Below are 24,013 nucleotides of genomic sequence, written 5' to 3'. Positions count from 1 at the left end.
TCAAACCGCCTAGCAATTGCTAGGTGGTTTTTTTATTATAAATACGCAGCCTTTTATTTCCTTTTAATGTATAAATATGGTAAAAAATGATATAATTTTGTCTATTAAGGTTATTTTATATATTAAGGAGATTCGGAAATGATTTCTAAGAATCCAAAGACAGCTATGTCATTAAACACTAGGTATTTGCCTGGTTTGGACGGGTTACGAGCCATTGCTGTTATCGCTATAATTATTTATCATTTAAACCCTAAATGGTTGTCTGGTGGTTTTATCGGCGTTGATACTTTCTTCGTCATTTCTGGTTATTTAATTACAAGTTTATTGTTAAATGAATTTCAGCAAAATGGGTATATTAATTTATTACATTTTTGGGAAAAGAGAATTAAAAGATTATTACCCGCAGTATTGTTTCTCATTGCTAGTGTCTGTATTTATACATTATTATTTGAACCATCTATTATAAAAGATGTAAGACACGATGCTATAGCAGCAATATTTTATGTTTCGAATTGGTGGTATATTTTTCATCATGTAAGTTACTTTGATAGTTTCAAATTAATGCCTTTAAAACATTTATGGAGTTTAGCTATAGAAGAACAATTTTATATCATATGGCCAATTTTCCTTTCGTTGTTTTTTAAAAATGGCGTGTTTAATAAGAAGGCAGTCTTATGGACTTTTATTGTTTCTATTATATCAGTATTAATCATGATATTTTTAGCACAGCCTAATGCAGATAACTCTCGTGTATACTTCGGTACTGATACTAGATTACAAACATTATTACTTGGAGTGTTGTTAGCTTATATTTGGCCGCCATTTAGATTAAAGCATCATGTCACTATTCCATTAAAGTTAAGTATAGAATTCATTGGTTTAGTATCTTTATTTATTTTACTTTTCTTCATGTTCACAGTATCTTCAAGTGATAATTGGTTTTATTTTGGCGGTATTTATATAATATCTTTATTAACTTTACCAGCTATAGCAAGCAGTGTTCACCCAAGTACGTTGTTATCTAAAGCACTAGGTAATCCATTATTCTTATGGATTGGACAAAGATCTTACAGCTTATACTTATGGCATTATCCAGTTATAGTTTTTATAAATCGTCACTTTGTGCAAGGGCAAATTCCTATATACATCATAATAATAGAAATTTGTTTAACGATTTTATTTGCTGAATTTTCATATCGTTATGTGGAGATTCCATTTAGAAAATATGGGTTTAAATATTTAGTAATACCAAAAGGGCACCTCAAGTTTATATTTATGCGTATTACTATAATCATTTTATTAATCGGCGTAACATCTTTAACATTATTTGGACATTTTGATTACTTACATCAAAATAAAACGAAAGAAAATTTAACTTCTTTTCAAACTTCAGGTAAAGAAACCAATGATAAAAGTATCATCAAGCCTGTTCCACCAATTTCAGTAAACAAAGAACTAACTGATCACAAAAATACGAAATCTAATAAAGACGAGCCCGCACCATTATTTATAGGAGACTCTGTAATGGTCGATATCGGTAAACAACTTCATCAAAATTATCCTTCTTCCATAATAGATGGCAAAGTTGGTAGAAATTTAAATGACGCCATCCCATTGGTTAAAGACAAATACAGTAAATACACGACATCAAAACATAAAGTCGTAATTGAACTTGGTACAAATGGAGATTTTACATATGAAAAATTAAAAGAATTGGTTAATAAATTCGGAAAATCACAAGTCTATTTAGTAAACACACATGTACCAAGAGATTGGGAAGACGATGTAAACAAAAAATTAGACAAGCTTGCAAGTCAAAAAAATAATGTTCATCTAATAGACTGGCACAGCAAAGCTAAAGGACATTCTGACTACTTTGCATACGATGGTGTTCATCTTGAATATAAAGGCGTGAGGGCTCTCGTAGAAGAAATAGATAATCACCTCAATGATAAATAGATATAATTATAAAAAAATGAGTCTGGGACATAAATAATTGTCCCAGACTCTCTTTTTGTATTGGCAGTAGCTGACTGGTATGAAAATGCGCTTATAACAAGCTTTTTTCATACTTAGTCATCCTTGCCGGGGTGGGACTACGAAATCTTTTTAATAAAATGAGATTTCTGTCCCACTCCCATTTTTTAATTATTTCTTTGGGATAAATACTTCCGCTTCACTGTCAGAAGGATAATAAAACCCTTCTGGTACTGTTTGTAACTCTATCAAACTGCCCCATGGCGCTTTAACATAAACCGTTTTATTACCTGCAGTGTCTTCGTATTTTGTATTGTCATGTGGTTGTGAAATGGGTTCTCCACCTGCTTTTTGAATTTGTTCAAAAGCTTTTTCAAAATCATCTACATAAAATGAAATATGCGTAAAACCAATATCTTGCAACGAATCTGGTTTTGCTTGTTTAGCATCTTGAAATTCAAACATTTCTATATTCGGACCATTGCCAAATACCATCATTCTTTTTTTTATAATTTTTGCCCCTTCTTCTAACCCAAGAATATGTTCTACATGTTCTCCATCACGGGGGCTTTCATCTTTCTTCTGACTATCATAAGCAATTTTACCGTCTAGTCCTTCTTTAAAGAATTTTGTAGCATCTTCAATATTCGGGACCGTTAAACCTATATGATTTATACCTCTCGATATATCCAAAATGTATCACTCCTTATGAATTCATTCCCATTTATCATAACAATAAATATTATTTAATTAAAATAAAGTATTATAAATCTTTGTTACGTTCTTTTTTCTTTTTAGACCGTATTGTTTCTTCTATGATTGAGCCAACAACAAGCCCTACTGAGATGATTATTTTACCTATTAAAAGTAACATGCTCATCACCATCCTATTTTGATATTCATATAGCAAAATAATGAATACCTTTATAATAATACCTCTGCTATTAAACAATAAGAATTAAATTTATCATCTGGAGAATACGTTACCGTGTTTATCATAATTTCATCACACTCATATTCTTTTTCAAGTGCTTTTAATTGAGTCTTCACTGTTTTTTGGTCACCGATAATCATTTGTCGTTTCATATTTTCGATTTTTTCTTTCTCTTTATCAGTGAGTTCATATTGCTTAGCCGCTTCAATTGAAGGTACGCCATTTTCATCTTCTAATTTTTCTTTTTGAATAGACCAAATTAAACTGCTTAATGCCATTTCCTCCGCCTGTTTATTCGTTTCAGCACAAACAACTGATACTGTAAGAATGACTTCTGGTTCTTGGTTCTCATATCTTTTCACGAAATTGTCCTTATACGTTTGAATAATTTCAGTACCTTTATTGTCACTCATAAAATAACCAAAAGTATATGGCAATCCATTTTTAGCAGCAAGCTTCGCACTCTTTTCACTTGTGCCTAACAACCATGGTGTTGCAGACTTTTCTGGCTTAGGTAACGCTGATAAAGATTTAAACTCATGTCCATCTGGAAAACTACCATCTAAAAAATTCAACAGTTCTTCTAACAATTCAGGTAAAGCAAAGACTTTCTGCAAATAATTTGTAGACAAAGCATTAGTCGCTTCTGCTGAACCACCTGGTGCTCTACCGATACCTAAATCTATGCGATTAGGAAATAAAGTAGCTAAAGTATTGAATATTTCTGCCACTTTATAAGGTCTGTAGTGTGGCAGTAAAATAGCACCCGCTCCAATTCGAATCGTTTCAGTATGTCCACCAATATAACCTAACAACACTTCTGGCGTTGAACTTGCAAGATGTTGTAAATCGTGATGTTCCGTTAACCAATATCTCGTATAACCAAGTGACTCACCTATCTGAGCTAACTTCAAAGAATGATTTAAAGCTTCACGTGACGTTTGATTTGATGAAACTGGCGATTGATCCAATATGCTTAACCTCATAAACTCAGTCCTTTACTTCTTCTGGTACTTCAGTTAACACTAATCTATATTGCGCAATTTCTCCTTCTTTATACAAGTTTGTAAGTGAAGTTGAATAGTTATAAATCTTACCTCTAAACGAAATATCCTTTTCAGGAATACGAATATCGAACACTTCTTTATATAATAAAACGGCTATATCATGATATTCCTCACTCGTTACGTCAAATTCAATTGAAACCGTATAAGCACCGTTATCTTTCGAATCGTCAAAATGCGTTACTGAAATTAAAGTATCATCTATATATATTTCTTTAACCACATTATCTCTCCTTTTGTAGCCGCTTGACTATGTGCAGTTTGTTAATTAGTTTGCACATTACTTCTATATACTCAGTATAATATTTATATACCCTTATTACTTATATTTTGTTTATGGTGAATGAATGACACTACTTTTTATATTTTCAAATTTCACAAATATAAATTTATATATTTATTAACTTAGCTTGTTAAATAGAAAATTAATGATTAAAATTATATTGAATATGAAATATTTAAACATATTTAATTTAAAAGGAAACAAAGGGAGATGTAAATATGAAGATATTGGCTATAACATCTTGTCCTAACGGGATAGCGCATACTTATATGGCTCAAGAAAAATTAGAGCAAGCTGCTAAGGACATGGGTGTAGACATTAAAGTCGAGACGCAAGGTGGCGTCGGTGCTGAGAATGTACTTACGTCGAAGGAGATTAAAGAAGCTGACGGTATTATTATTGCTGCTGATAGACAGGTTGATTTATCAAGGTTTGATGGCAAATTATTAATCAACGAAAATGTTAGAGAAGGTATTCATAATCCACAAGGTCTCATTCAACGTATTATTGATAAAGATGCACATGTACATCATGTAAATCGTGATGAAAATGAAGAATATGACGAAGACGACAACAATAAAAGTGGTCTTCAAATGGTCTATCAACATTTAATGAATGGTGTTTCCTTCATGGTCCCATTTATTGTTGTTGGGGGTCTTCTTATCGCTATATCTTTAACTATCGGTGGTGAAACGACTCCAGGTGGTTTAAAAATCCCTGACGGCTCATTTTGGAAATCAGTTGAAGATATAGGTACTTTATCATTTAGTTTCATGGTCCCTATTCTCGCTGGTTATATCGCCTATAGTATTGCTGATAAACCTGGTTTAGTCCCTGGTATGATTGGTGGGGCTATTGCAGCTGACGGTAGTTTTTATGGAAGTGAAGCTGGTGCTGGTTTTATAGGTGGTATTATTGCTGGTTTCATCGCTGGTTATATAGCAAAATGGATTAAAAACATCAAAGTTCCTAAAGCGATGGCACCAATTATGCCTATCATTATTATTCCAATTATTTCATCCTTTATTGTTGGGCTCATATTTATATTCTTAATAGGCGCACCTATTGCGAGTATATTTGAAGGATTAACTTCTTGGTTGAAAGGCATGCAAGGCGCAAACATTGTTCTACTAGCCCTCATTATAGGTGCTATGATTGCATTTGATATGGGTGGTCCAGTAAACAAAGTAGCATTCTTATTTGGTTCAGCGCTGATTGCTGAAGGTAACTATGCTGTTATGGGTATGGTTGCTGTTGCGGTATGTACTCCACCTATTGGTTTAGGTTTAGCAACATTTGTAAACAGACGTAAATTTAACAAAAGTGAAATCGAAATGGGTAAAGCTTCATTTACAATGGGATTATTCGGTATTACAGAAGGCGCAATACCATTTGCTGCTCAAGACCCGTTACGTATTATCCCTTCAAATATGATTGGTGCAATGGTAGCTGCTGCTATCGCTGCAATTGGGGGCGTTGGTGATAAAGTGGCTCATGGTGGACCAATCGTTGCAGTGCTTGGTGGAATCGAACAAATATTATGGTTCTTTATAGCAGTTATTGTAGGTAGCCTTGTAACTATGACCGCTGCTTTAATGTTGAAAAAACCTGATAATTTAGCTACAGAAACAGCTGGTGTTGCCGACACAAGTGGCAGTACAAATGAATTTAGTCAAGAACAAAACACGACTCAAACGAATGAATCGACTGAAGATAGTAATGATGAAATGAACGTGTTTGATAAAAATATTATTTCTTTATCTGATGAATCAATGACGAGAGATCAAGTAATAGAAAACTTAATAACTCAATTAAAATCTCACGACTACATTGATGATGAACAAAGTTTACTTTCAGCAGTATTAGAAAGAGAATCACAATCTACAACAGCAATAGGTATGAACGTAGCCATTCCACATGGTAAATCATCAGCAGTAAAACAACCTGTTGTAGCTGTATTAAATAACAAGCATGGTGTAGATTGGGAAAGTTTAGATGGCACATTACCAAAATTAGTCTTCTTAATTGCTGTTCCAAGCGATAGTGATGATACACACTTAAAATTATTACAACGTTTATCACGTGCTTTAATGAATGATGACATCCGTAATAGTTTAATAGAAGCAAAAGATAATCAAGAAATTTATAATATATTACAAGAAATATAAAAATAAAGGATTAAGACAGAAAATTAATTTTCCTATACAGATATCTTAGTCCTACCCCGGCAATCCTGCCAGCTACTGCCAATATAATAAAAGAGCCTGAGACATTGATTATGTCCCAGGCTCTTATTATATATAAGGAAATTAGTCGGTTTTAACGGCGGGCTATAGTTCGTAAACAAGCACTTTAGCGCTGTAATGGTAATGATAATTTAATACATATACTTTTGATTTTATAAGTATATACATTTTAATACCGACATATAAATATTCCAAGACTGTTTTCTGTTAATCTTATTGTCACTTCTCACCAAACGTGTCAATAACGGTAGTCTTATTGCCACTTCTCACCAAACGTGTCAATAACGGTAGTCTTATTGCCACTTCTCACCAAACGTGTCAATAACGGTCCACATATTTCCATTTTTATTAAGAATATTGCAAATAAAAATAAGAGTCTAGGATTAATATCTAGAACTCTTATTATATTTTATGAAATTAGTAGTCTCTATGTTCTTAAAAAGGCTAACGTTTAGATAGATAGTCTACGTAAAAGACTATTAACTCGATTCATAATCTATGCATACTTTTTGAAAATCTTAAATATTTTTAATTTTTTACGAGCTCTTTTATTTCTGAATATTTTTCTCCAATTTTCTTAGCCGCTTCTCTTCCACCCATTATATTTCTAGCAAATGGTCCTAACTCTAAATCAGCAAGTCCGCCTGAAACAAATAAATTTGGTAACCATTCTAGATTTTTAGAAATTTCAGGATATCCGCATTCATTTAATGGTGCTTTATATTCATGAATCAATGTGTTTAGTATAGGTTGAGTTAATAATGTATTATCGAATCCTGTAGCTAATAAAATATGGTCATAATATATTTTTGTTCCGTCTTTAGTATGGATATGATGCTTTTTAATTTGTTCAATTTCATTCTCATGTATTGTTAACCTACCCATTTTAATATACCTTTTTAGTCTAAGGTATAACTCTCTAGGCATTGAACCTTTATGTCTTTCTTTTAATATGATATCCATCTTTTTATTAGCACAATTTACTTTCGAAAATTCCGTCATGTTTTTAGGGCCCAACCAACCTGGATCGGCATCAAAATCATGAACTTCAAGCGGTTTGTTCGTCCATAAATGTACATGTTTATCCTCATCATTATAAATCAATTTTAAGGTTAAATGAGCAGCTGAAATACCACTACCTATAACATGAGACGTTGATTTGTATTGAATATCTGTTTCTTCAAATATGTGTTGTATATCTTCTTGTCCTTTATACATACTAGGTATTTTAGGCTGATGATTACATCCTGATGCTATAACAACTACATCCGAATTTATTGCTTCACCGCTCTCTAGTCTAATTAACCAAGTTTCTTCAGTTTTCTTTATATCGACTGCTGAACCTTTAATATGACATTCAGTTAAATTGTAATGTTCTATCAGCTCATAAATATGATGCATGAACATTTCACGTTGTGGCCTTTTATATTGACCGTACACGCCTCCTGCATAATCATGCTTCTTATAATATTGTTTTAAATGAAAAGGATTTGGATGCACATGATGTACAATCGGAGATCTTAAGAACGGCATACTGATATCATTTGTTCGTTTATCAAATTGATGACAAAAGACATCGTGAGGATCTATAATTTTTAAATCTTTGTTGTTTAAACCTAAAGTCTTCAATTTAAGTGCAATTGTTATCGCATGTATACCTCCGCCAACAATGGTCCATTTCATATTATCACCTTTATTCCATTTATAATTACCTTTAAATCGTAACGATTATGATTTATATAATACCTTATTATATAAGCAATTTGCAAATGATTTTCAGAATAACGAAAAAGTCCGAGACTATTCTTTATGTCTCGGACTCATCTTCAATATTTTATTTTAAAAAATCATATGTGATAAATATATAACGATTACAACAGTGATAGCACTGAATAACGTTGATAAGAAGACCAATTCTGCAGCGAGTTCAGGATAATTATCATATTCTTGTGCGATAACTGAACTGTTAACTGAAGTCGGCATTGCAGAGGCAATAAATAACGTTTGACCTACAACACCATCGATTCCCATAATTTTAATAATAGCTAAAGCAATTAAAGGTCCTATAATAAGTCTAATAAAGATATAAATATAAGAAGATGTCCACTTAAAACTAAATTTAATATTAGCAATTTGAGCACCTAATAATATAAGTGCAATTGCAATCATTGCATCTGAAAGATAACTCACAGTAGTCCAAATAAAATCCGGAACAGCAACATCGTTATAATTTAAAATAACTGCTAAAACTAACGCGTAAATGATAGGCATTTTAAAATAATTTAACAATGCTTTTAGTTTACCAATTTGAACAGATTGAATCGCAAACACACCATATGTAAATGTAAAAATATTTTGCATCGTTAAGACAATAACTTGTGCAGACATCGCGACCGGATCACTTTTAAAGACTAAATCATTAACAGGCGCCCCATAATTCCCAGAGTTGAAAAAGAGAACACTATTATTAAGCGTTGTCGCTTTAGTTTTATCGAGATTTTGAACTTTAGAAATGGAATACGCAAACACATATAATAAGGCTACATATATAATGAAGAAAACCATAACGTAAAAAAGCATGTCTAGTGCCAAACTTGTTTTATAAAATTTAACAAAAATAAATCCTGGAACAAATACATTTATATTTAATTTAGCTAATGTACTTAAATCCAATTTAAATCGTTTTTGTAAAACATACCCCAATGAAATCATAATAAAAATAGGCAATAAGACACTCTTTAAAATAAAAATCATTTCAGCCATCCGAACACCCCTTTAAAACACATTAAATCCATAATATCATTCTTAATTAGTATAATGTAAACTTATTAGAAGAAATTTCATTTTAAAAGTATATTTACTTAAATGAAAAATAAATATAAAGTTTGCATTGTCATATGTGTAAAAACGTGTGCGAGCATGGCACTTTCTAAATAGTATTTATAATAAAGAAAACCATAAACTGTTCCTGCAAATGTATTAAGAGTAATAACTTTAAGAATGATTATAAAATAATGTTCATCTATTCCTACTAATGCTGAAGGAAGATGACCTAAAGAAAATATCACTGCTGATAATATGATACTTATTATATAAATGAAAGTTGTTTTTCTTTTAAAAATCTTAATTAACATAAATGTTATAAACGTCATTAACCCGAATCTCGTGATAAGTTCTTCTATTATACCTCCGTAAGATATCCCGCCAAGTAAATTAATAAAAGAAGCTTTTTCTACAATCATATCTTCTGGGCCACTATTAAAAACCAAATTCCCCATACCTAAACAAAAGCCAACTAACGCTCCGCTTATCACACTTACTAGTATCGTATCTTTAAAGTTCCCCTTTTCATAAATAATAGATTTTAGCTCTGTCTTTTCATGCAAGAAATGGCCTATTAATAAAGCTATTAAACTTAAAATAAGTGGATTAATCATGCTTAAATTAGTTAATGTTATCTCTGACAAATCTGGATCAATATGCATCATTTGAATTTGCATATTCACTAACTTATTAAAAAAAGGCCAACTAACTAAGAAACTTAAAATAATAATTGAAACATAAACTAGCAATGGTTTTAGATTGATTTTCATTTATAACACTCCTTGTCGAAATTTAAGACAAGTATAATTTATGACGTTACGTCATAAGCAATAGTTTTTTTAAATCACAAATAAAAAAGAGACGCCTGCTTATACAGGCGCCTCTTATACACTAGATAGTTATTATACTCATTATATTAATAACAGCTAATTCATATTATAACACCACTTTCCATTAAATACCAATTAAAACATATCCATACTTTTCCGATACTAATAATGTAGAAATATTATAATAAAGTTACTTATATTTCATTTGTAAGATGAGTCTTTTTTCATAATCTAATTCGCTTTTTTATTAAATTTCCAATATACTATTTATTAAATAACTTTTTAGAGTTTTTTGTAAATTCAGTTAATTATATTGAATTATTTTTTTATTCGTATTATTATTTACTTTAGTATGTTTTTTCTAGACAGAGAATAGGAGAGTCAACTATGAATGAAAATAGTAATTTAGTAACTTCTACACAGAGTATTGTAAAAGAGGCATTACATAAATTAGGTTACGATGATGGCCTTTATGAATTAATCAAAGAGCCAATGAAATTCTTTAAAGTTCGTATACCAGTTAGAATGGACGACGGTTCAGTAAAAACTTTTACAGGCTATCGTTCTCAACATAATGATTCGGTTGGACCTACAAAAGGCGGTATTCGTTTCCATCCAGATGTCGATGAAAATGAAGTTAAAGCATTATCTATGTGGATGACATTAAAATGCGGCATTGTTAATTTACCGTACGGTGGTGGTAAAGGTGCCATCCAATGTGACCCTCATGATATGAGTAAGACTGAGGTGGAACGTTTATCACGCGGTTATGTTAGAGCAATTTCTCAAATCGTCGGACCTACAAAAGACATCCCTGCACCTGATGTGTATACAGATGCACAAACTATGTCTTGGATGATGGATGAGTATAGTTTAATGAATAAAGTAAACGCGCCAAACTTTATTACAGGTAAACCACTTAGTTTAGGCGGTTCATTAGGACGTGAACAAGCAACTGCATTAGGTGCAGTCATCACTATTGAAGAAGCGGCCAAACGTAAGAATATTAATATAGAAGATTCACGTGTTGTTATTCAAGGTTTTGGTAACGCAGGTAGCTTTATTGCTAAAATTCTTCACGATAAAGGCGCTAAAATTGTATGTATATCTGAAAGTCGTGGTGCTTTATACAATCCAGATGGCTTAGATATTGATCATTTACTAGAACTTAGAAAAGAACACGGTCGTATTACACCACTGTTCGATGACCTTATTACAAACGAAGAACTTTTCGAAATTGATTGTGATATTTTAGTACCAGCTGCTTTAGCAAACCAAATCACAGCAGACAACGCACCAAAAATTAAAGCTAAAATTGTAGCAGAAGCTGCTAACGGACCTACTACACAAGAAGCAACGCGCATCTTAACAGAAAAGGATGTTTTATTAATCCCTGACGTTTTAGCAAGTGCTGGTGGTGTTACTGTTTCTTACTTTGAGTGGGTACAGAACAATGATGGCTTATATTGGTCTGAAGAAGAAGTCAATCGACTATTAAGAGAGAAACTAGTAGAAGCGTTTGATAAAGTATACGAAATTTCACAAAATAGAAACTTAGATATGCGTTTATCAGCTTATGTTGTTGGTGTTAGAAGAACAGCCGAAGCAACACGTTTCAGAGGTTGGGCGTAAGATAAACAGTTGATACAACTAGGCTTAATATATTTTTAAATGAACTATTAAACCCCTCACTATAGCTTATAGTGAGGGGTTTTTATTGGATCTTCTAAGACAATAATCCAACTACACACACTCTTATTGGATTTTCTATGACATTAATCCAAGTACACATACCTTTATTGGATTTTCTAAGACAATAATCCAAGTACACATACCTTTATTGGATTAACTACAACAATAATCCAACTACACACCCTCTTATTGGATTTTCTAGCTCATTAATCCAAATACATACCCTCTTGTTGGATTTTCTATTACAATAATCCAAGTACACATACCTTTATTGGATTAACTACAACAATAATCCAACTACACACCCTCTTATTGGATTTTCTAGCTCATTAATCCAAGTAAACAGCCTCTTATTGGATTAACTACAACAATAATCCAACTACATATCCCCTTATTGGATTTTCTACAACAATAATCCAACTACACATCTCCTTATTGGATTTTCTATCTCATTAATCCAAATACATCCCTCTTATTTCTTTCTCTCTAATTCAATAATAAAGCTGAAACACTAATAAATGTCTCAGCTTATTATCATTAATTTAATTTTTTATTCGCTTCGTCATCTACCGTTTTGTTACTACTCAAAATAATTATGCTTCTTTAAGAACTTTTCCGCTATAACAGCTGGTTCTTCTTTTTTACCATCTGCTCGGTAATTCAGTTCTTGCATTTTTTCAGTAGATACTTTGCCAATTAATTTTTCTATAGACTTTTTAGCTTTTGGATTCTTCTTCAAATACTCATTTGTTGCTAAAGGACTTGCATCATATGGTGGGAAGAAATGACGATCATCTTCTAATGTCACTAAATCATATGCTGCAATTCTTCCATCTGTCGTATAACCAAGTGCTGCATCGATGCTTTTATTCTTCAATGCATCATATACGAGTCCAATCTGCATTGTGCGTATATTTTTAAATTCAAATCCGTAAGCTTTTGCGAATGCTGGATAACCATCACCTTCACGTTTAATCCATGTAGCATCACTTGCTACTCTCAATTCATCTTTATGTTTCTCTAAATCTGATACTTTTTTCAAATTGTATTTTTCTGCTGTTTCTTTCGTCACAGTAAAAGCAAAAGTATTTTCAAATCCGTAAGAGTCGAAAAATGTTTGATTAAATTTATTTTGAAAACCAGCTTTAACCGCTTTTTCTGCTTTTTTAGTATCTGTAATAGGATCAGAATCTAATGCACCGACTAAATCTGTACCCGTATATCTTGTAGCAGAAATTTGAGCGTCATCATTCATGATTGCATTATGCTCAATAACAGCAGACCCGAGGTTATTTACAATAACTGGTTTAACTTCCCCATCAGTATCATGCTCAATTTGCAGTCGAATCATATGTGCCATAATTTGAGACTCACTTGTCGCAAGTGCTGTAATTTTCACAGTTTGAGGTGAAGCACCACCTATACCAGGCAATGTACAACCGCTTAATAATAGTGTACAAATCATAATTAAAGTAAATTTTCTTAGTTTAATAACTTTTCTCCTCCATAAGTTTTATATTTATATAATATTATATTATCACAAATAATTAATTTTGTTTTATAGCCTACATAGTGGACCGGTTAAAGACTGCCCATTATTATATTGTTTAGTTTATATTCAATATGACAACTGATATAATATGAATGAGATAAAAATAAAACATTTAACATATAGATGCATGGAGGATAAATGAATGGACGACTCATTAAGAAGCATTAGAAAGAATGAACATATACAATTAGCTTTAGATACTTTTCAAGCAACGGGAACTGATTTTGATAAGGTTCAGCTAATTCATCAATCCATTCCTTCAATTAACAAAAATCAAATAGATTTATCTGTTAAGCTCTCTCATTTTACTTTTAAACATCCTGTTTATATAAATGCGATGACTGGCGGTAGCGAGCGTGCTGCACTCATCAACAAACAACTCGCTCAAATTGCGAAGGCTTGTCAAATTCCTATGGCTGTTGGTTCTATTCATTCAGCGTTGAAAGACCCAAATGCCGAATATAGCTTTACAGTTGTAAGAGAAGAAAATCCAGACGGTATTATTTTTAGTAACGTTGGTGCCGATATTGGCTATAAAAATGCGCAAAAGTCTATCGACCTCTTACAAGCTGATGCATTACAAATTCATGTTAATGCACCTCAAGAGCTCATTATGCCTGAAGGTGATACTGAATTTGAACACTGGTTAACAAATATAAAAGAGATTAAAGAACATATAAGTGTACCCGTTATCATTAAAGAGGTTGGTTTTGGTATGAGCGCTGAAACTATTCAAAAAGTTAAAAATATCGGTATCCAATATGTTGATGTGAGTGGTAGAGGTGGAACAAACTTTGCAGATATCGAGAATCAAAGACGTCCTTTAAAAGACATGGCATTTTTAAATATGTGGGGACAAAGTACCGTACAAAGTCTAATAGAAGCAAAATTATTGGCGACAGACATTCATGTATTAGCTAGCGGTGGCGTTAAAAATCCTCTCGATGCTATAAAGTGTTTAGTATTAGGAGCAGAAGCGGTCGGATTATCAGGCTACGTCCTTAAACAACTAGATGAATTTGGATTAGAACATACAATTGATAACATGAAGCAATTTATAGAACAAATGTATATCATTGCGAATTTACTAAATGCCTCGAAAATATCTGATTTAAAAGCAATAGACTACGTATTTTCTCCAGATTTACAAAGTTACGTTGATCAACGTACAAAGTCCATTAATGATAAGTTAAAATAAACATATCAGGGACATAATTATGAGTTGTTCCTTTGCTATATAAACCAAACTATGAAGTACACTCCTAAAGTTCGACACCAAATAACTTTAGGAGTTTTTTCTTACTTATAAACAATATATATTACCTATGTATACATATTGTTTATAAGTAATATTTCAACATATTTTTTAATTTTTAATATATGATATTAAGTGATAATATAAAAGACATATATAGAAGATATCTTTTATTATTTACATAGATTTAAATGAATAATATAACGATAAAGGAGAATGTGTTATGACTCATAAAGAAATTCCAACTCTTTACTATACAGAAGCTTCTAAAAGTGCAGTACCACTCCTTTCAGGTGAACAAAATTTACAAACAGTTACAGCTGAACCATGGTTAAAAATTTCAGACGAAGGACTTCAACTTGAAGGTTTATGTTTCGACAGAGACCATAATTTATTTTTGTGTGAAGTTTTTGGTGGAAAAATATTTCGCGTTGATTTACCCGAGAAGAAAGTAAATACAGTCTTTCAATCTGAAAAAACAAACCCTGCTGCTGTAAAAATTCATAAAGATGGTCGTTTATATTTATGTTATTTAGGGAATTTTAAAGATTCCGGCGGCATTATTTCAGTTGACTCTGATGGCAAAAACCCTCAAAGTATAGTTTCAGATATAGACACTGAATATTGTGTAGATGATTTAGTATTTGATAGTAAAGGTGGATTTTACTTCACTGATTTTAGAGGTTATTCAACAAATCCTCTGGGTGGCGTATATTATGTATCGCCCGATCATCAATCAATCACACCAATCATTCAAAATATTTCTGTCGCTAATGGCATAGCTTTAAGTACAGATGAACGTGTACTATGGGTTACTGAAACGAATGCCAATAGATTACATCGCATTTCATTAGAAGAAGATGGTGTAACAATTGAGCCATTTGGTGCTTCTATACCTTATCACTTTACGGGTCACGAAGGTCCGGACTCATGCTGTATTGATAGTGACGACAATCTTTACGTAGCAATGTACGGTCAAGGTAGAGTGCTTGTATTTAATAAGCGAGGCTATCCAATTGGACAAATTTTAATGCCCGGACGTGACGAAGGTCACATGTTAAGGTCTACCCACCCTGCCTTTATTCCTGGTACAAACCAATTAATCATTTGTGCTAACGATATTGAAAGTGGCGGAGATTCTTGGTTGTTTACAGCAAAAGGATTTGCAAAAGGTCATAATAGTTACCAATTTCATTAATGAATAAATGGAAATTTTAAGGTAAGGTCTTTGAATATATTTGACAGTAGTTTTATAATGGTAAAGTGTTATTAAAAATGAAAAAAATTTGAAAGTGCTAAAGGTGATTGAAGTATGACACAAACAGGATACGGGGAAGCAAATGGGAAAGTTATTTTAATAGGAGAACACGCTGTAACATTTGGACAACCTGCAATTGCTATTCCCTTTAAATCTGGTGTAGTTAAAGCAACGATAACATCATTGAAAGAAAATGAACGTTCTTTTATTAATAGTGATGTATACGAAGGGTTTCTAGATGAAGCACCTGAACATATTAAATTAGTTGTAACCCGTTTCATTAATAAATATGAAATACCCCAACCTATTAATGTTACATTTGAAACAAACTTACCGCCGTCTAGAGGTCTAGGTTCTAGTGCAGCGATGGCAATAGCTTTTATAAGAGCAAGTTATAATTATTTAAACAAGCCTCTTTCTGATGAAAAACTCATTGAAGAAGCAAATTGGGCAGAAAAAATTGCACATGGTAAACCTAGTGGTATAGACACACAAACCATTGTTTCGAATAAGCCCGTATGGTTCCAACAAGGTGAAGTAACGACTTTAAAACCTTTAGCTATAGAAGGATATATGGTTGTAATTGATACTGGTGTAAGAGGTTCTACTAAAAAGGCAGTAGAAGATGTTCACCGTTTATGTGATAATAGTCAAGAATATATGCAATATGTAGAACATATTGGCGTGCTTGTGCACGAAGCGAATCAAGCAATCAACAATAATGACTTCAATCAATTAGCGCATATTTTTAAGCTTTCTCAAGAAAACTTACGCAAACTTACTGTTAGTCATGATCAAATAGAAGCACTTCTTGAATTAAGTCAAAATCAAGGTGCTATTGCTGGAAAATTAACTGGCGGTGGTCGTGGAGGCAGTATGATTGTATTAGCTCAAGATCTTGGAACTGCTGAAAAAATATCAGCCAGTGCTCTTGAATTTGGTGCACACCATACTTGGATTGAATATTTAGGAGGTTAATCAGATTGAACAACTGTGGTAAAGCGCGTGCCCATACTAATATTGCTTTAATAAAATATTGGGGTAAAGCAGACGAAGATTTAATTCTTCCAATGAATAATAGTTTATCGGTCACACTAGACCGTTTTTACACGGATACGAAAGTCACTTTCAATCCAGAATATACTAAAGATACATTAATATTGAATGGAGAAGAAGTGAGTGATGACGAAGCTAAGAAAATTTACCGCTTTATGGACCTCGTTAGAGAACGAAGCCAAACCTCCATGTATGCATATATCGAAAGTATAAATTATGTACCAACAGCCGCTGGACTTGCTTCGTCAGCAAGCGCATATGCAGCATTATCGGCAGCATGTAATGAAGCCTTACAATTAAACATGTCTAAGAAAGATTTATCTAGACTAGCTCGTAGAGGTTCAGGCTCTGCATCTAGAAGTATTTTTGGTGGATTTGCAGAATGGGAAAAGGGACATGATGATGAAACGTCTTATGCTCACGCTATCGATGCAAATGACTGGGAAAATGAACTCTCTATGGTTTTTGTCGTAATTAATGATAAATCTAAGAAGGTTTCTAGCCGTTCTGGTATGTCTCATACAAGACAAACTTCCCGCTTTTATCAATATTGGTTAGATCATGTTGATGAAGATATTCAATCTGTAAAAGAAGCAATTAACAACAAAGACTTTAAACATTTAGGTGAAGTTATAGAAGAAAATGGTTTACGCATGCATGCTACCAATTTAGGTGCTCAGCCGCCTTTCACATATTTAGTACCTGATAGTTATCTCGTGATGGAAATTGTTCACCAATGTCGCGAAGCCGGATACCCTTGTTACTTTACAATGGACGCGGGGCCGAATGTGAAAATTCTAACAGAGAAGAAAAATCAGCAATACATTTTAAATGCATTACTTCAACATTTTAAAGAAGAACAAGTAATTGCGAGTGATATCACGCACACAGGAATTGAAATTTTAGAATAAGGAAGAGATAAAATGATTCAAGTGAAAGCCCCAGGAAAATTATACATTGCTGGAGAATACGCAGTGACTGAACCTGGATACAAATCCGTACTAATAGCAGTAGATCGTTTTGTTACAGCCACAATAGAAGATACAAATGGAAATACAGGGTTAATACATTCCAAAACCTTGCATCATGAGCCTGTAACATTTATAAGAGCTGAAGATAATATTATTGTTTCAGATACTGATGCTGCTGAACAATTAAAATATATTACACAAGCAATCGAAGTCTTTGAACAATACGCGAAAAGTTTCAATATACCAATGAGACCATTCAATATTACAATTGATAGTAATTTAGACGATGCAAATGGTCATAAATATGGAATTGGATCAAGTGCTGCTGTATTAGTCTCTGTAGTCAAAGCTTTGAATGAATTTTATAACTTACAATTATCTAATCTATACATTTATAAACTCGCTGTTATCGCAAACATGAAATTACAAAGTTTAAGTTCTTGTGGTGATATCGCCGTCAGTGTATACACAGGTTGGTTAGTTTATAGTACTTTTGATCATGTATGGGTAAAAGAACAAATCGAAGCTACATCAGTCAATGAAGTACTTAAGAAAAATTGGCCTGGCCTTCATATAGAGCCGTTACAAGCCCCTGAACGTATGGAAGTATTAATCGGTTGGACTGGGTCGCCCGCTTCTTCACACCACTTAGTAAGTGAAGTGAAACGTTTAAAAGCAGATCCTATATTCTACAGTCAATTTTTAGAAAAATCTCAAATGTATGTAGAACAGCTCATCCATTCATTTAAGACAAATTATATACAAGGCGTGCAGGAGATGATTCGACAAAATCGAAAAATCATCCAAAAATTAGATTCACTTGCTACAATTGATATAGAAACAACACACCTTAAGAAACTATGTGATATTGGTGAGAAATTTGGTGGCGCAAGTAAAACGTCTGGCGCTGGCGGTGGAGATTGCGGTATTACAATAGTAGAAAATAATATTAACAAACAAAAAATATACGACGAATGGACAAAAAATTGTATCAAACCGTTATTATTTAATATATATCACGGACAATAACTAAAGTTTTTAAAACTAAAAACGCCACATAAAAAATGAAATAAATTCATTTTTTATGTGGCGTTTTATATTAACTTTGATACTTTTTTAACAATGCCCTAGGTATATGACAGTAGTCGTTTGGGTATTTAGTTAATCTATCTTGATGTTCTGGAGCGCTTGTTATGTAGTTAGTTAATAACTTAATTTCTATAGCTATTTGACTGGCATCATCTCTACTACTTATAAACGCTCTAGCTTCTTCTAGATGTGCTTGTTCAGTACTATATAGACCTGTTCTATACTTCAATCCTTCATCTTGACCTTGTTTATTAACACTATATGGATCAATAATTTCAAATAAATAATGCATTAAATCATTAATAGATACAATTTCAGGATTATAAATAACTTTCACACATTCAGCATAACCATCATACGGACCCTCTAATGTAGGACTCTCTCCATTCGCTCTACCAGCTTCTGTATCTATGACACCTGGTAAAGTTTTAAAGAAAGCTTGTACGCCCCATAGACAGCCACCTGCTATATATACAGTTTCCATAACTAATCCTTTCTTAATTAAAAATTAGTATTTAAATCCATTTTCCTCAACGAACGCATCTGAAACATCTCTTAATTCTCTCAATTCGCTAGGTGCATTATCTAAAGTCTTTTTACTCGCTTTTTCAAACATACGAGCGAACATTTCTAATTCAGCGTTATACAATTTTTCTGCTTGTTTATAGCCTTCTTCTGTTAAATCAATTAAAATAACACGTCTATCTTCTTTAGATGGCGTTCGATAAATCAATTCTTTCTTCTCAAGCTTATCAATAATATAGGTCATACTGCCACTTTTAATTAATACGTTTTTACTAATTGATAAGATAGACTGTGCGCCCCATTGATATAAAGCTCCTAATACTAAAAAATCATTAACTTTAATATTTTCTTCTCTACATATTTCAAAAAGCCCCTTTTGGACGTTTTGAGAAGCTTTTATAAGATTGACATATATGCTCTGTACTTGTCGATTCTCCATATTGCAAAAACTCCTTGATTATCATTTTCCATTCCAATGTTTTGTATATCTTATTTTTATTTTACTATAAATACCTAAACATTTGGTTAAACACCATTAAAATATAGAAAAAAGAGGTTAAAGAACCTCATATGTGTGAAATAATATCAACAACATGAGCACCTTAACCTCTTCAACTTACATATTATTTTATAGCTGAATAAGCAGCTCTTAAACCAAGTAAATAACTTTCCACTCCGAATCCAGTCATTTGACCTGTAACGATATCTGCAAAGACTGAATGATGTCTAAATGATTCACGTGAATGAATATTAGACATATGAATTTCTACAACTGGACATTCTAATATGGCTAATGCATCACGAATTGCATAACTATAATGTGTCCATGCGCCAGCATTAATTATAACGCCATCAACATTGTTCAAATATGCTTCATTTATTTTATTTACCATTTCGCCTTCAAAATTAGTTTGGTATTTTTCAACATTTACATTTAATTCATTTGCTAATTCATCAATCTTATCGTTGATTCCATCTAAAGTTATTGTCCCATACTGTTCAGGATCTCTGCGCCCGAACATATCATGATTCACACCATGTAACATTAAAAACTGTTTCATTAGTAATGACCTTCTTTCAAAATTTTAAATTATTTGCTGTCTTCACCGAACATAATTTTTACAATTTCTTCTCTAGGCATATCTACACCAGTAAATAGTTTAAATGCAATCGCGCCTTGCCATGACATCATGCCTAAACCGTTAATTGCCGTACATCCAGCGTCTTCAGCTTGTTGTAATAATTTAGATTTTTGAGGATTGTATACTACATCTGTTACGACTAAATCTTTTCTTAATACATCTAATGTTTCATCAACAATACTTAAATCGTCTAACGGTTTCATACCAAGACTTGTACCATTTGCAAGTACAACACTGTCAGCAATTTCCTTTCTGAATTGTTCTTTATCTTCTAATGGGAAAATATTAGCTTTAACGTTGAACTCTTTCATATCTTCGTTAATTTTTCTAGCATTTTCTTCAGCTTGTTTAAAATATTGATCATTTCTAGCAAAAATACTAATTTCTGAAACACCAGATTGTGCTAATTGAATTGCGATTGGTGTTGCTGCTCCGCCTGATCCTACTAGCGTAATTTTTTTACCTTCTATTTCAACACCATGATTTAATAAGTTTTCAACGTAACCTTGACCGTCAGTATTATGACCAATTAATTTACCATTGTCATTTACTACAGTATTAACTGCACCAGAATATTTAGCACTGTCATCTAATTCATCTAAATATTGGATGATTTCCATTTTATTAGGCATGGAAACATTAAAGCCAGCTGCATCTACAGCTCTCATGCCATTAACAGCTTCTTCTAAATTGTCATTACCTACTTCAAATGCAAGGTAAGCATAGTTTAAACCTTTAATAGAATAACCTAAATTATGCAATCTTGGTGATAAAGTGTGACCTATTGGTGTAGCTAATAATCCTACTAATTTTGTTCTTCCATCTATTTTTTCTAAGTTTTTTTCAAATTCCATGATTTGCTCTCTCCTTTAAAATTAAATATCAACGCGACCGCCTGTAATTGCTTTATATCTATAGAACACAACAACTGCTGCGATTAAACCAATAACTGATAATATAACTTCTAACCAAATAACTGATTGTATACCTATAGAACCTTCCATATAACCAGTTAGTGCTGGCATGATAATTACTGCAATACTTCCGGAAGTAGAAATAATTCCTGTCATAGCGCCTTTACGTTGCCAGAATATCGTTGTTATTGCTGTAATTGCTAACTGTAATACACCCGAAATAGATAAACCAACGATAAAGATTAGAATATTACTAAAGAATGACACCGGTAATAGTAATACTAATACGTAGCCAACAATTGTTAATACTGGATAAACAATCATTATATAAAGTACGCTAATTTTTTTCAGAAGTAATGTTAGTAATATAACTGATACAAAAGCACCAGCAGTATAATAACTAATAACTGAAACTGAAGCTGCTTGGCTCATACCTAATACAGATTGAGCTAAAGTTGGTATCCATAAAGGCGCAATCATAATAAGCGCAAGGGAAGTAAACCCAATAACAACTAAAGCTGCACCTTCTACCCAGAACTTAGGCTCTTCTATAAATTTACTTTGCTGAGTGGTTTCAGATGAACTGTCCACTGAGTTATTACTTGGGAATTTAGCAAATATTAATATTATTAATGCCACTACTGTCACGATTCCCGGAATGATAAATGACATTTTATAACTCATGTCGTTCGTTAGTAAGAACGTTATAAATAATGGTAGTAATATACCACCGATTGAGTTAAATACTTTCGATAACACGTTCGCTGTACCTGCCGAGTTTGGATAAGATTCTGTTAAAGCAGGATAAGAACCTGAATCTAAAGCAGAATTACCAATACCCATGATAATAGCAAGTATAAATGCCACTACATAACTAGATGTAAATGGAAAAGTAAATAAGAAAAATGCCATTAATACACTTGCGATAATAATGACTGGCTTTCTTCCGATTTTATCTGAAAGATAACCATTAATTGCGTAAGTCAGTAACTTACCAACACCAAAACCAGACAGCAACGTACTCACGCCTCCTGCTGTTGTTCCTAGTTGGCCAGTTAAACTATCCATATTTGACCCAAATATAATGTTGACCATACCTAAAATAAAGAAATTTAAATAAATCCCTGTAGTTGAGGCCAGATACGGTACTCTATTCATTTTTACATAACCCTCCAATTGATATTTGGATTAAAGATTCAGCTGAATTTAATCTTAATTAAATAATTATTAATTAAAGTATCTTTAATTCAAAGTATATTTTACTACGTTTTATGGGAAAGTCAACGTCTATGCTTATTAAAAAAGACATAAAAAAATAAAGAAGAGAAAACCTATAGATTTTCCTCTTCTTTATATGACTACTCTTTAAAATTTTGTACATTTTTTAATAACACAATTTTATTATTGTATCGGTTTTTTAAGTAAGGGATATATTTAAATAACCTAAACCATCTCCATCTATTTGGGTAACGTTCAAAATAGTTTATTTCATTCACGACATTTAAATGTTTAGGCAATATATTTTTTAGTTCTGAGATTTTATTATATCCATATTTAAATTCCAACTTACTAGATAATTTTGAGACAGAAGGATGTTTTTCCGAATGATTAGTCATTGTTTTTGAACAAAATTCTGCAGCAATTTTTACATTTTGATGCTGTAATGTTTTTGTAATTTCCCTTAGTAAATTTTTAATATCCAATTCTTCAAAATACATTAATACTCCTTCAAAAATGATTAATATATTTGAGTCTTCTTTAAATGAAGGATGACTTCTTATATCTTTCAACCAAGAATAATCAAACATAGATTTCCCAATCATTTTGTAATAATCTGTTTCATAAAAAAAGCGCCGTCTTGCATTTATGCTTTCAGGCAAATCGATGTCTATCCACGGTATTTTTTTTAAGTCTAAACGGCTTAATCTTGTGTCCAAGCCACACCCTATATTTATCACAAAAGGATTCTTAGATGTCGTAACAAAATCTAAAACCATTTCATCCAGTATTTCCGTTCTAATACATATACCAAGTTGTGACATCCAGTCCTTAGAAAAATTTTCAAAAGAATAATCCACTTCCCTCATTATATCCAGTGAATAAGGATCATAAATAATTGGAGAGGACTTATAATATTCATTTGCCTTTGCAGCAAGTGGAATTAACATGGATTCAGGTATCCCCTCAAGTTTTGACATCTGCCTTCCTCCTTCTATCTATTTTATTCCATTATTGCAGTGAAGGTAAACATTGTCAAAAATTTACAAAAGTAACATATATATATATATATATATATATATATATATATATATATGTTTCAAATAGATTTAGTCAACTATTTGAATGGTTTGAAAATTTTAAAAAAGTGAAGATATAATAATAAATCACTATATAAATTAAAT

21 protein-coding genes are annotated in these 24,013 nt (G+C 32.3%); 8 read left to right on the top strand and 13 right to left on the bottom strand.

Annotation, left to right across the window (positions count from 1 at the left end):
• The first annotated feature begins 138 nt into the window (after positions 1-138).
• Entirely contained in the window at positions 139-1,959 is a 1,821-nt protein-coding gene (locus tag ACNMOQ_RS01330; RefSeq protein WP_416350158.1) for an acyltransferase family protein, read from the top strand.
• 189 nt (positions 1,960-2,148) lie between these two features.
• Here ACNMOQ_RS01330 and ACNMOQ_RS01325 read toward each other — a convergent pair whose 3' ends face one another.
• From ACNMOQ_RS01325 to ACNMOQ_RS01315, 3 genes are all read right to left on the bottom strand, one after another.
• Positions 2,149-2,670: a VOC family protein gene (locus tag ACNMOQ_RS01325; protein ID WP_064204420.1), complete on the bottom strand. Its 522-nt coding sequence runs from the start codon at positions 2,668-2,670 to the stop codon at positions 2,149-2,151.
• Between the two features lie 231 nt (positions 2,671-2,901).
• Positions 2,902-3,897 carry an LLM class flavin-dependent oxidoreductase gene (locus ACNMOQ_RS01320; RefSeq protein ID WP_026023756.1) on the bottom strand — a complete coding sequence of 332 codons (996 nt, stop codon included), beginning with the start codon at positions 3,895-3,897 and terminating at the stop codon, positions 2,902-2,904.
• Between the two features lie 4 nt (positions 3,898-3,901).
• A complete protein-coding gene (locus ACNMOQ_RS01315; protein WP_416350157.1) occupies positions 3,902-4,198 on the bottom strand; it encodes a DUF3219 family protein in 297 nt (98 codons plus the stop codon).
• 278 nt (positions 4,199-4,476) lie between these two features.
• Between ACNMOQ_RS01315 and ACNMOQ_RS01310 the strand changes: the two genes are divergently transcribed.
• Positions 4,477-6,426 (top strand): fructose-specific PTS transporter subunit EIIC, encoded by a 1,950-nt coding sequence (locus ACNMOQ_RS01310; protein WP_416350156.1) that lies wholly within the window; start codon positions 4,477-4,479, stop codon positions 6,424-6,426.
• Between the two features lie 606 nt (positions 6,427-7,032).
• Here the strand turns inward: ACNMOQ_RS01310 and ACNMOQ_RS01305 are convergent.
• The 3 genes from ACNMOQ_RS01305 to ACNMOQ_RS01295 all read right to left on the bottom strand — a co-directional run bounded on the left by ACNMOQ_RS01305 (position 7,033) and on the right by ACNMOQ_RS01295 (position 10,097).
• Entirely contained in the window at positions 7,033-8,187 is a 1,155-nt protein-coding gene (locus ACNMOQ_RS01305) for an FAD/NAD(P)-binding protein (RefSeq protein WP_416350155.1), read from the bottom strand.
• 156 nt (positions 8,188-8,343) lie between these two features.
• Positions 8,344-9,267 (bottom strand): AEC family transporter, encoded by a 924-nt coding sequence (locus tag ACNMOQ_RS01300; RefSeq protein WP_416350154.1) that lies wholly within the window; start codon positions 9,265-9,267, stop codon positions 8,344-8,346.
• A 98-nt stretch (positions 9,268-9,365) separates the two neighbouring features.
• The gene (locus ACNMOQ_RS01295; protein WP_416350153.1) at positions 9,366-10,097 is read right to left on the bottom strand and encodes a CPBP family glutamic-type intramembrane protease; all 732 of its coding nucleotides are present in this window, start codon (positions 10,095-10,097) and stop codon (positions 9,366-9,368) included.
• A gap of 447 nt (positions 10,098-10,544) precedes the next feature.
• Between ACNMOQ_RS01295 and ACNMOQ_RS01290 the strand changes: the two genes are divergently transcribed.
• Positions 10,545-11,789 (top strand): Glu/Leu/Phe/Val family dehydrogenase, encoded by a 1,245-nt coding sequence (locus ACNMOQ_RS01290; protein WP_416350152.1) that lies wholly within the window; start codon positions 10,545-10,547, stop codon positions 11,787-11,789.
• 640 nt (positions 11,790-12,429) lie between these two features.
• On the opposite strand, the gene ACNMOQ_RS01285 is transcribed toward ACNMOQ_RS01290, so the two are convergent.
• Positions 12,430-13,314 carry an osmoprotectant ABC transporter substrate-binding protein gene (locus ACNMOQ_RS01285; protein ID WP_016999720.1) on the bottom strand — a complete coding sequence of 295 codons (885 nt, stop codon included), beginning with the start codon at positions 13,312-13,314 and terminating at the stop codon, positions 12,430-12,432.
• A gap of 229 nt (positions 13,315-13,543) precedes the next feature.
• Here ACNMOQ_RS01285 and fni point away from each other — a divergent pair, with 229 nt between their 5' ends.
• From fni to ACNMOQ_RS01260, 5 genes are all read left to right on the top strand, one after another.
• Positions 13,544-14,599: a type 2 isopentenyl-diphosphate Delta-isomerase gene (gene fni, locus ACNMOQ_RS01280; RefSeq protein ID WP_416350151.1), complete on the top strand. Its 1,056-nt coding sequence runs from the start codon at positions 13,544-13,546 to the stop codon at positions 14,597-14,599.
• A gap of 280 nt (positions 14,600-14,879) precedes the next feature.
• A complete protein-coding gene (locus ACNMOQ_RS01275) occupies positions 14,880-15,854 on the top strand; it encodes an SMP-30/gluconolactonase/LRE family protein (RefSeq protein WP_064204412.1) in 975 nt (324 codons plus the stop codon).
• Positions 15,855-15,968: 114 nt separating this feature from the next.
• Positions 15,969-16,892, top strand: a complete 924-nt coding sequence (gene mvk / locus ACNMOQ_RS01270) for a mevalonate kinase (protein WP_064204411.1) — start codon at positions 15,969-15,971, stop codon at positions 16,890-16,892.
• 5 nt (positions 16,893-16,897) lie between these two features.
• Entirely contained in the window at positions 16,898-17,881 is a 984-nt protein-coding gene (mvaD, locus tag ACNMOQ_RS01265; protein ID WP_016999724.1) for a diphosphomevalonate decarboxylase, read from the top strand.
• Between the two features lie 12 nt (positions 17,882-17,893).
• Complete coding sequence (locus ACNMOQ_RS01260; RefSeq protein WP_064204410.1) at positions 17,894-18,970, top strand: phosphomevalonate kinase; 1,077 nt, start codon at positions 17,894-17,896, stop codon at positions 18,968-18,970.
• 70 nt (positions 18,971-19,040) lie between these two features.
• Here the strand turns inward: ACNMOQ_RS01260 and ACNMOQ_RS01255 are convergent, their stop codons facing one another.
• The 6 genes from ACNMOQ_RS01255 to ACNMOQ_RS01230 form a co-directional block, all read right to left on the bottom strand.
• Positions 19,041-19,514, bottom strand: a complete 474-nt coding sequence (locus ACNMOQ_RS01255; protein WP_416350150.1) for a peptide-methionine (S)-S-oxide reductase — start codon at positions 19,512-19,514, stop codon at positions 19,041-19,043.
• 24 nt (positions 19,515-19,538) lie between these two features.
• Positions 19,539-19,994 carry a MarR family transcriptional regulator gene (locus tag ACNMOQ_RS01250; RefSeq protein ID WP_016999726.1) on the bottom strand — a complete coding sequence of 152 codons (456 nt, stop codon included), beginning with the start codon at positions 19,992-19,994 and terminating at the stop codon, positions 19,539-19,541.
• A gap of 184 nt (positions 19,995-20,178) precedes the next feature.
• Positions 20,179-20,616 carry a type II 3-dehydroquinate dehydratase gene (aroQ, locus tag ACNMOQ_RS01245; RefSeq protein ID WP_135032017.1) on the bottom strand — a complete coding sequence of 146 codons (438 nt, stop codon included), beginning with the start codon at positions 20,614-20,616 and terminating at the stop codon, positions 20,179-20,181.
• Positions 20,617-20,645: 29 nt separating this feature from the next.
• Positions 20,646-21,551 carry a shikimate 5-dehydrogenase gene (locus ACNMOQ_RS01240; RefSeq protein WP_016999728.1) on the bottom strand — a complete coding sequence of 302 codons (906 nt, stop codon included), beginning with the start codon at positions 21,549-21,551 and terminating at the stop codon, positions 20,646-20,648.
• A 21-nt stretch (positions 21,552-21,572) separates the two neighbouring features.
• Positions 21,573-22,769 (bottom strand): MFS transporter, encoded by a 1,197-nt coding sequence (locus ACNMOQ_RS01235; RefSeq protein WP_416350149.1) that lies wholly within the window; start codon positions 22,767-22,769, stop codon positions 21,573-21,575.
• 200 nt (positions 22,770-22,969) lie between these two features.
• The gene (locus tag ACNMOQ_RS01230) at positions 22,970-23,809 is read right to left on the bottom strand and encodes a class I SAM-dependent methyltransferase (protein WP_416350148.1); all 840 of its coding nucleotides are present in this window, start codon (positions 23,807-23,809) and stop codon (positions 22,970-22,972) included.
• Between the last annotated feature and the right edge of the window lie 204 nt (positions 23,810-24,013).

This window comes from Mammaliicoccus lentus, assembly GCF_947036595.1.
GTDB lineage: Bacteria > Bacillota > Bacilli > Staphylococcales > Staphylococcaceae > Mammaliicoccus > Mammaliicoccus lentus.
Note: the sequence above shows the minus strand (reverse complement) of the source record. Positions and strands in the feature narration are given on the sequence as shown.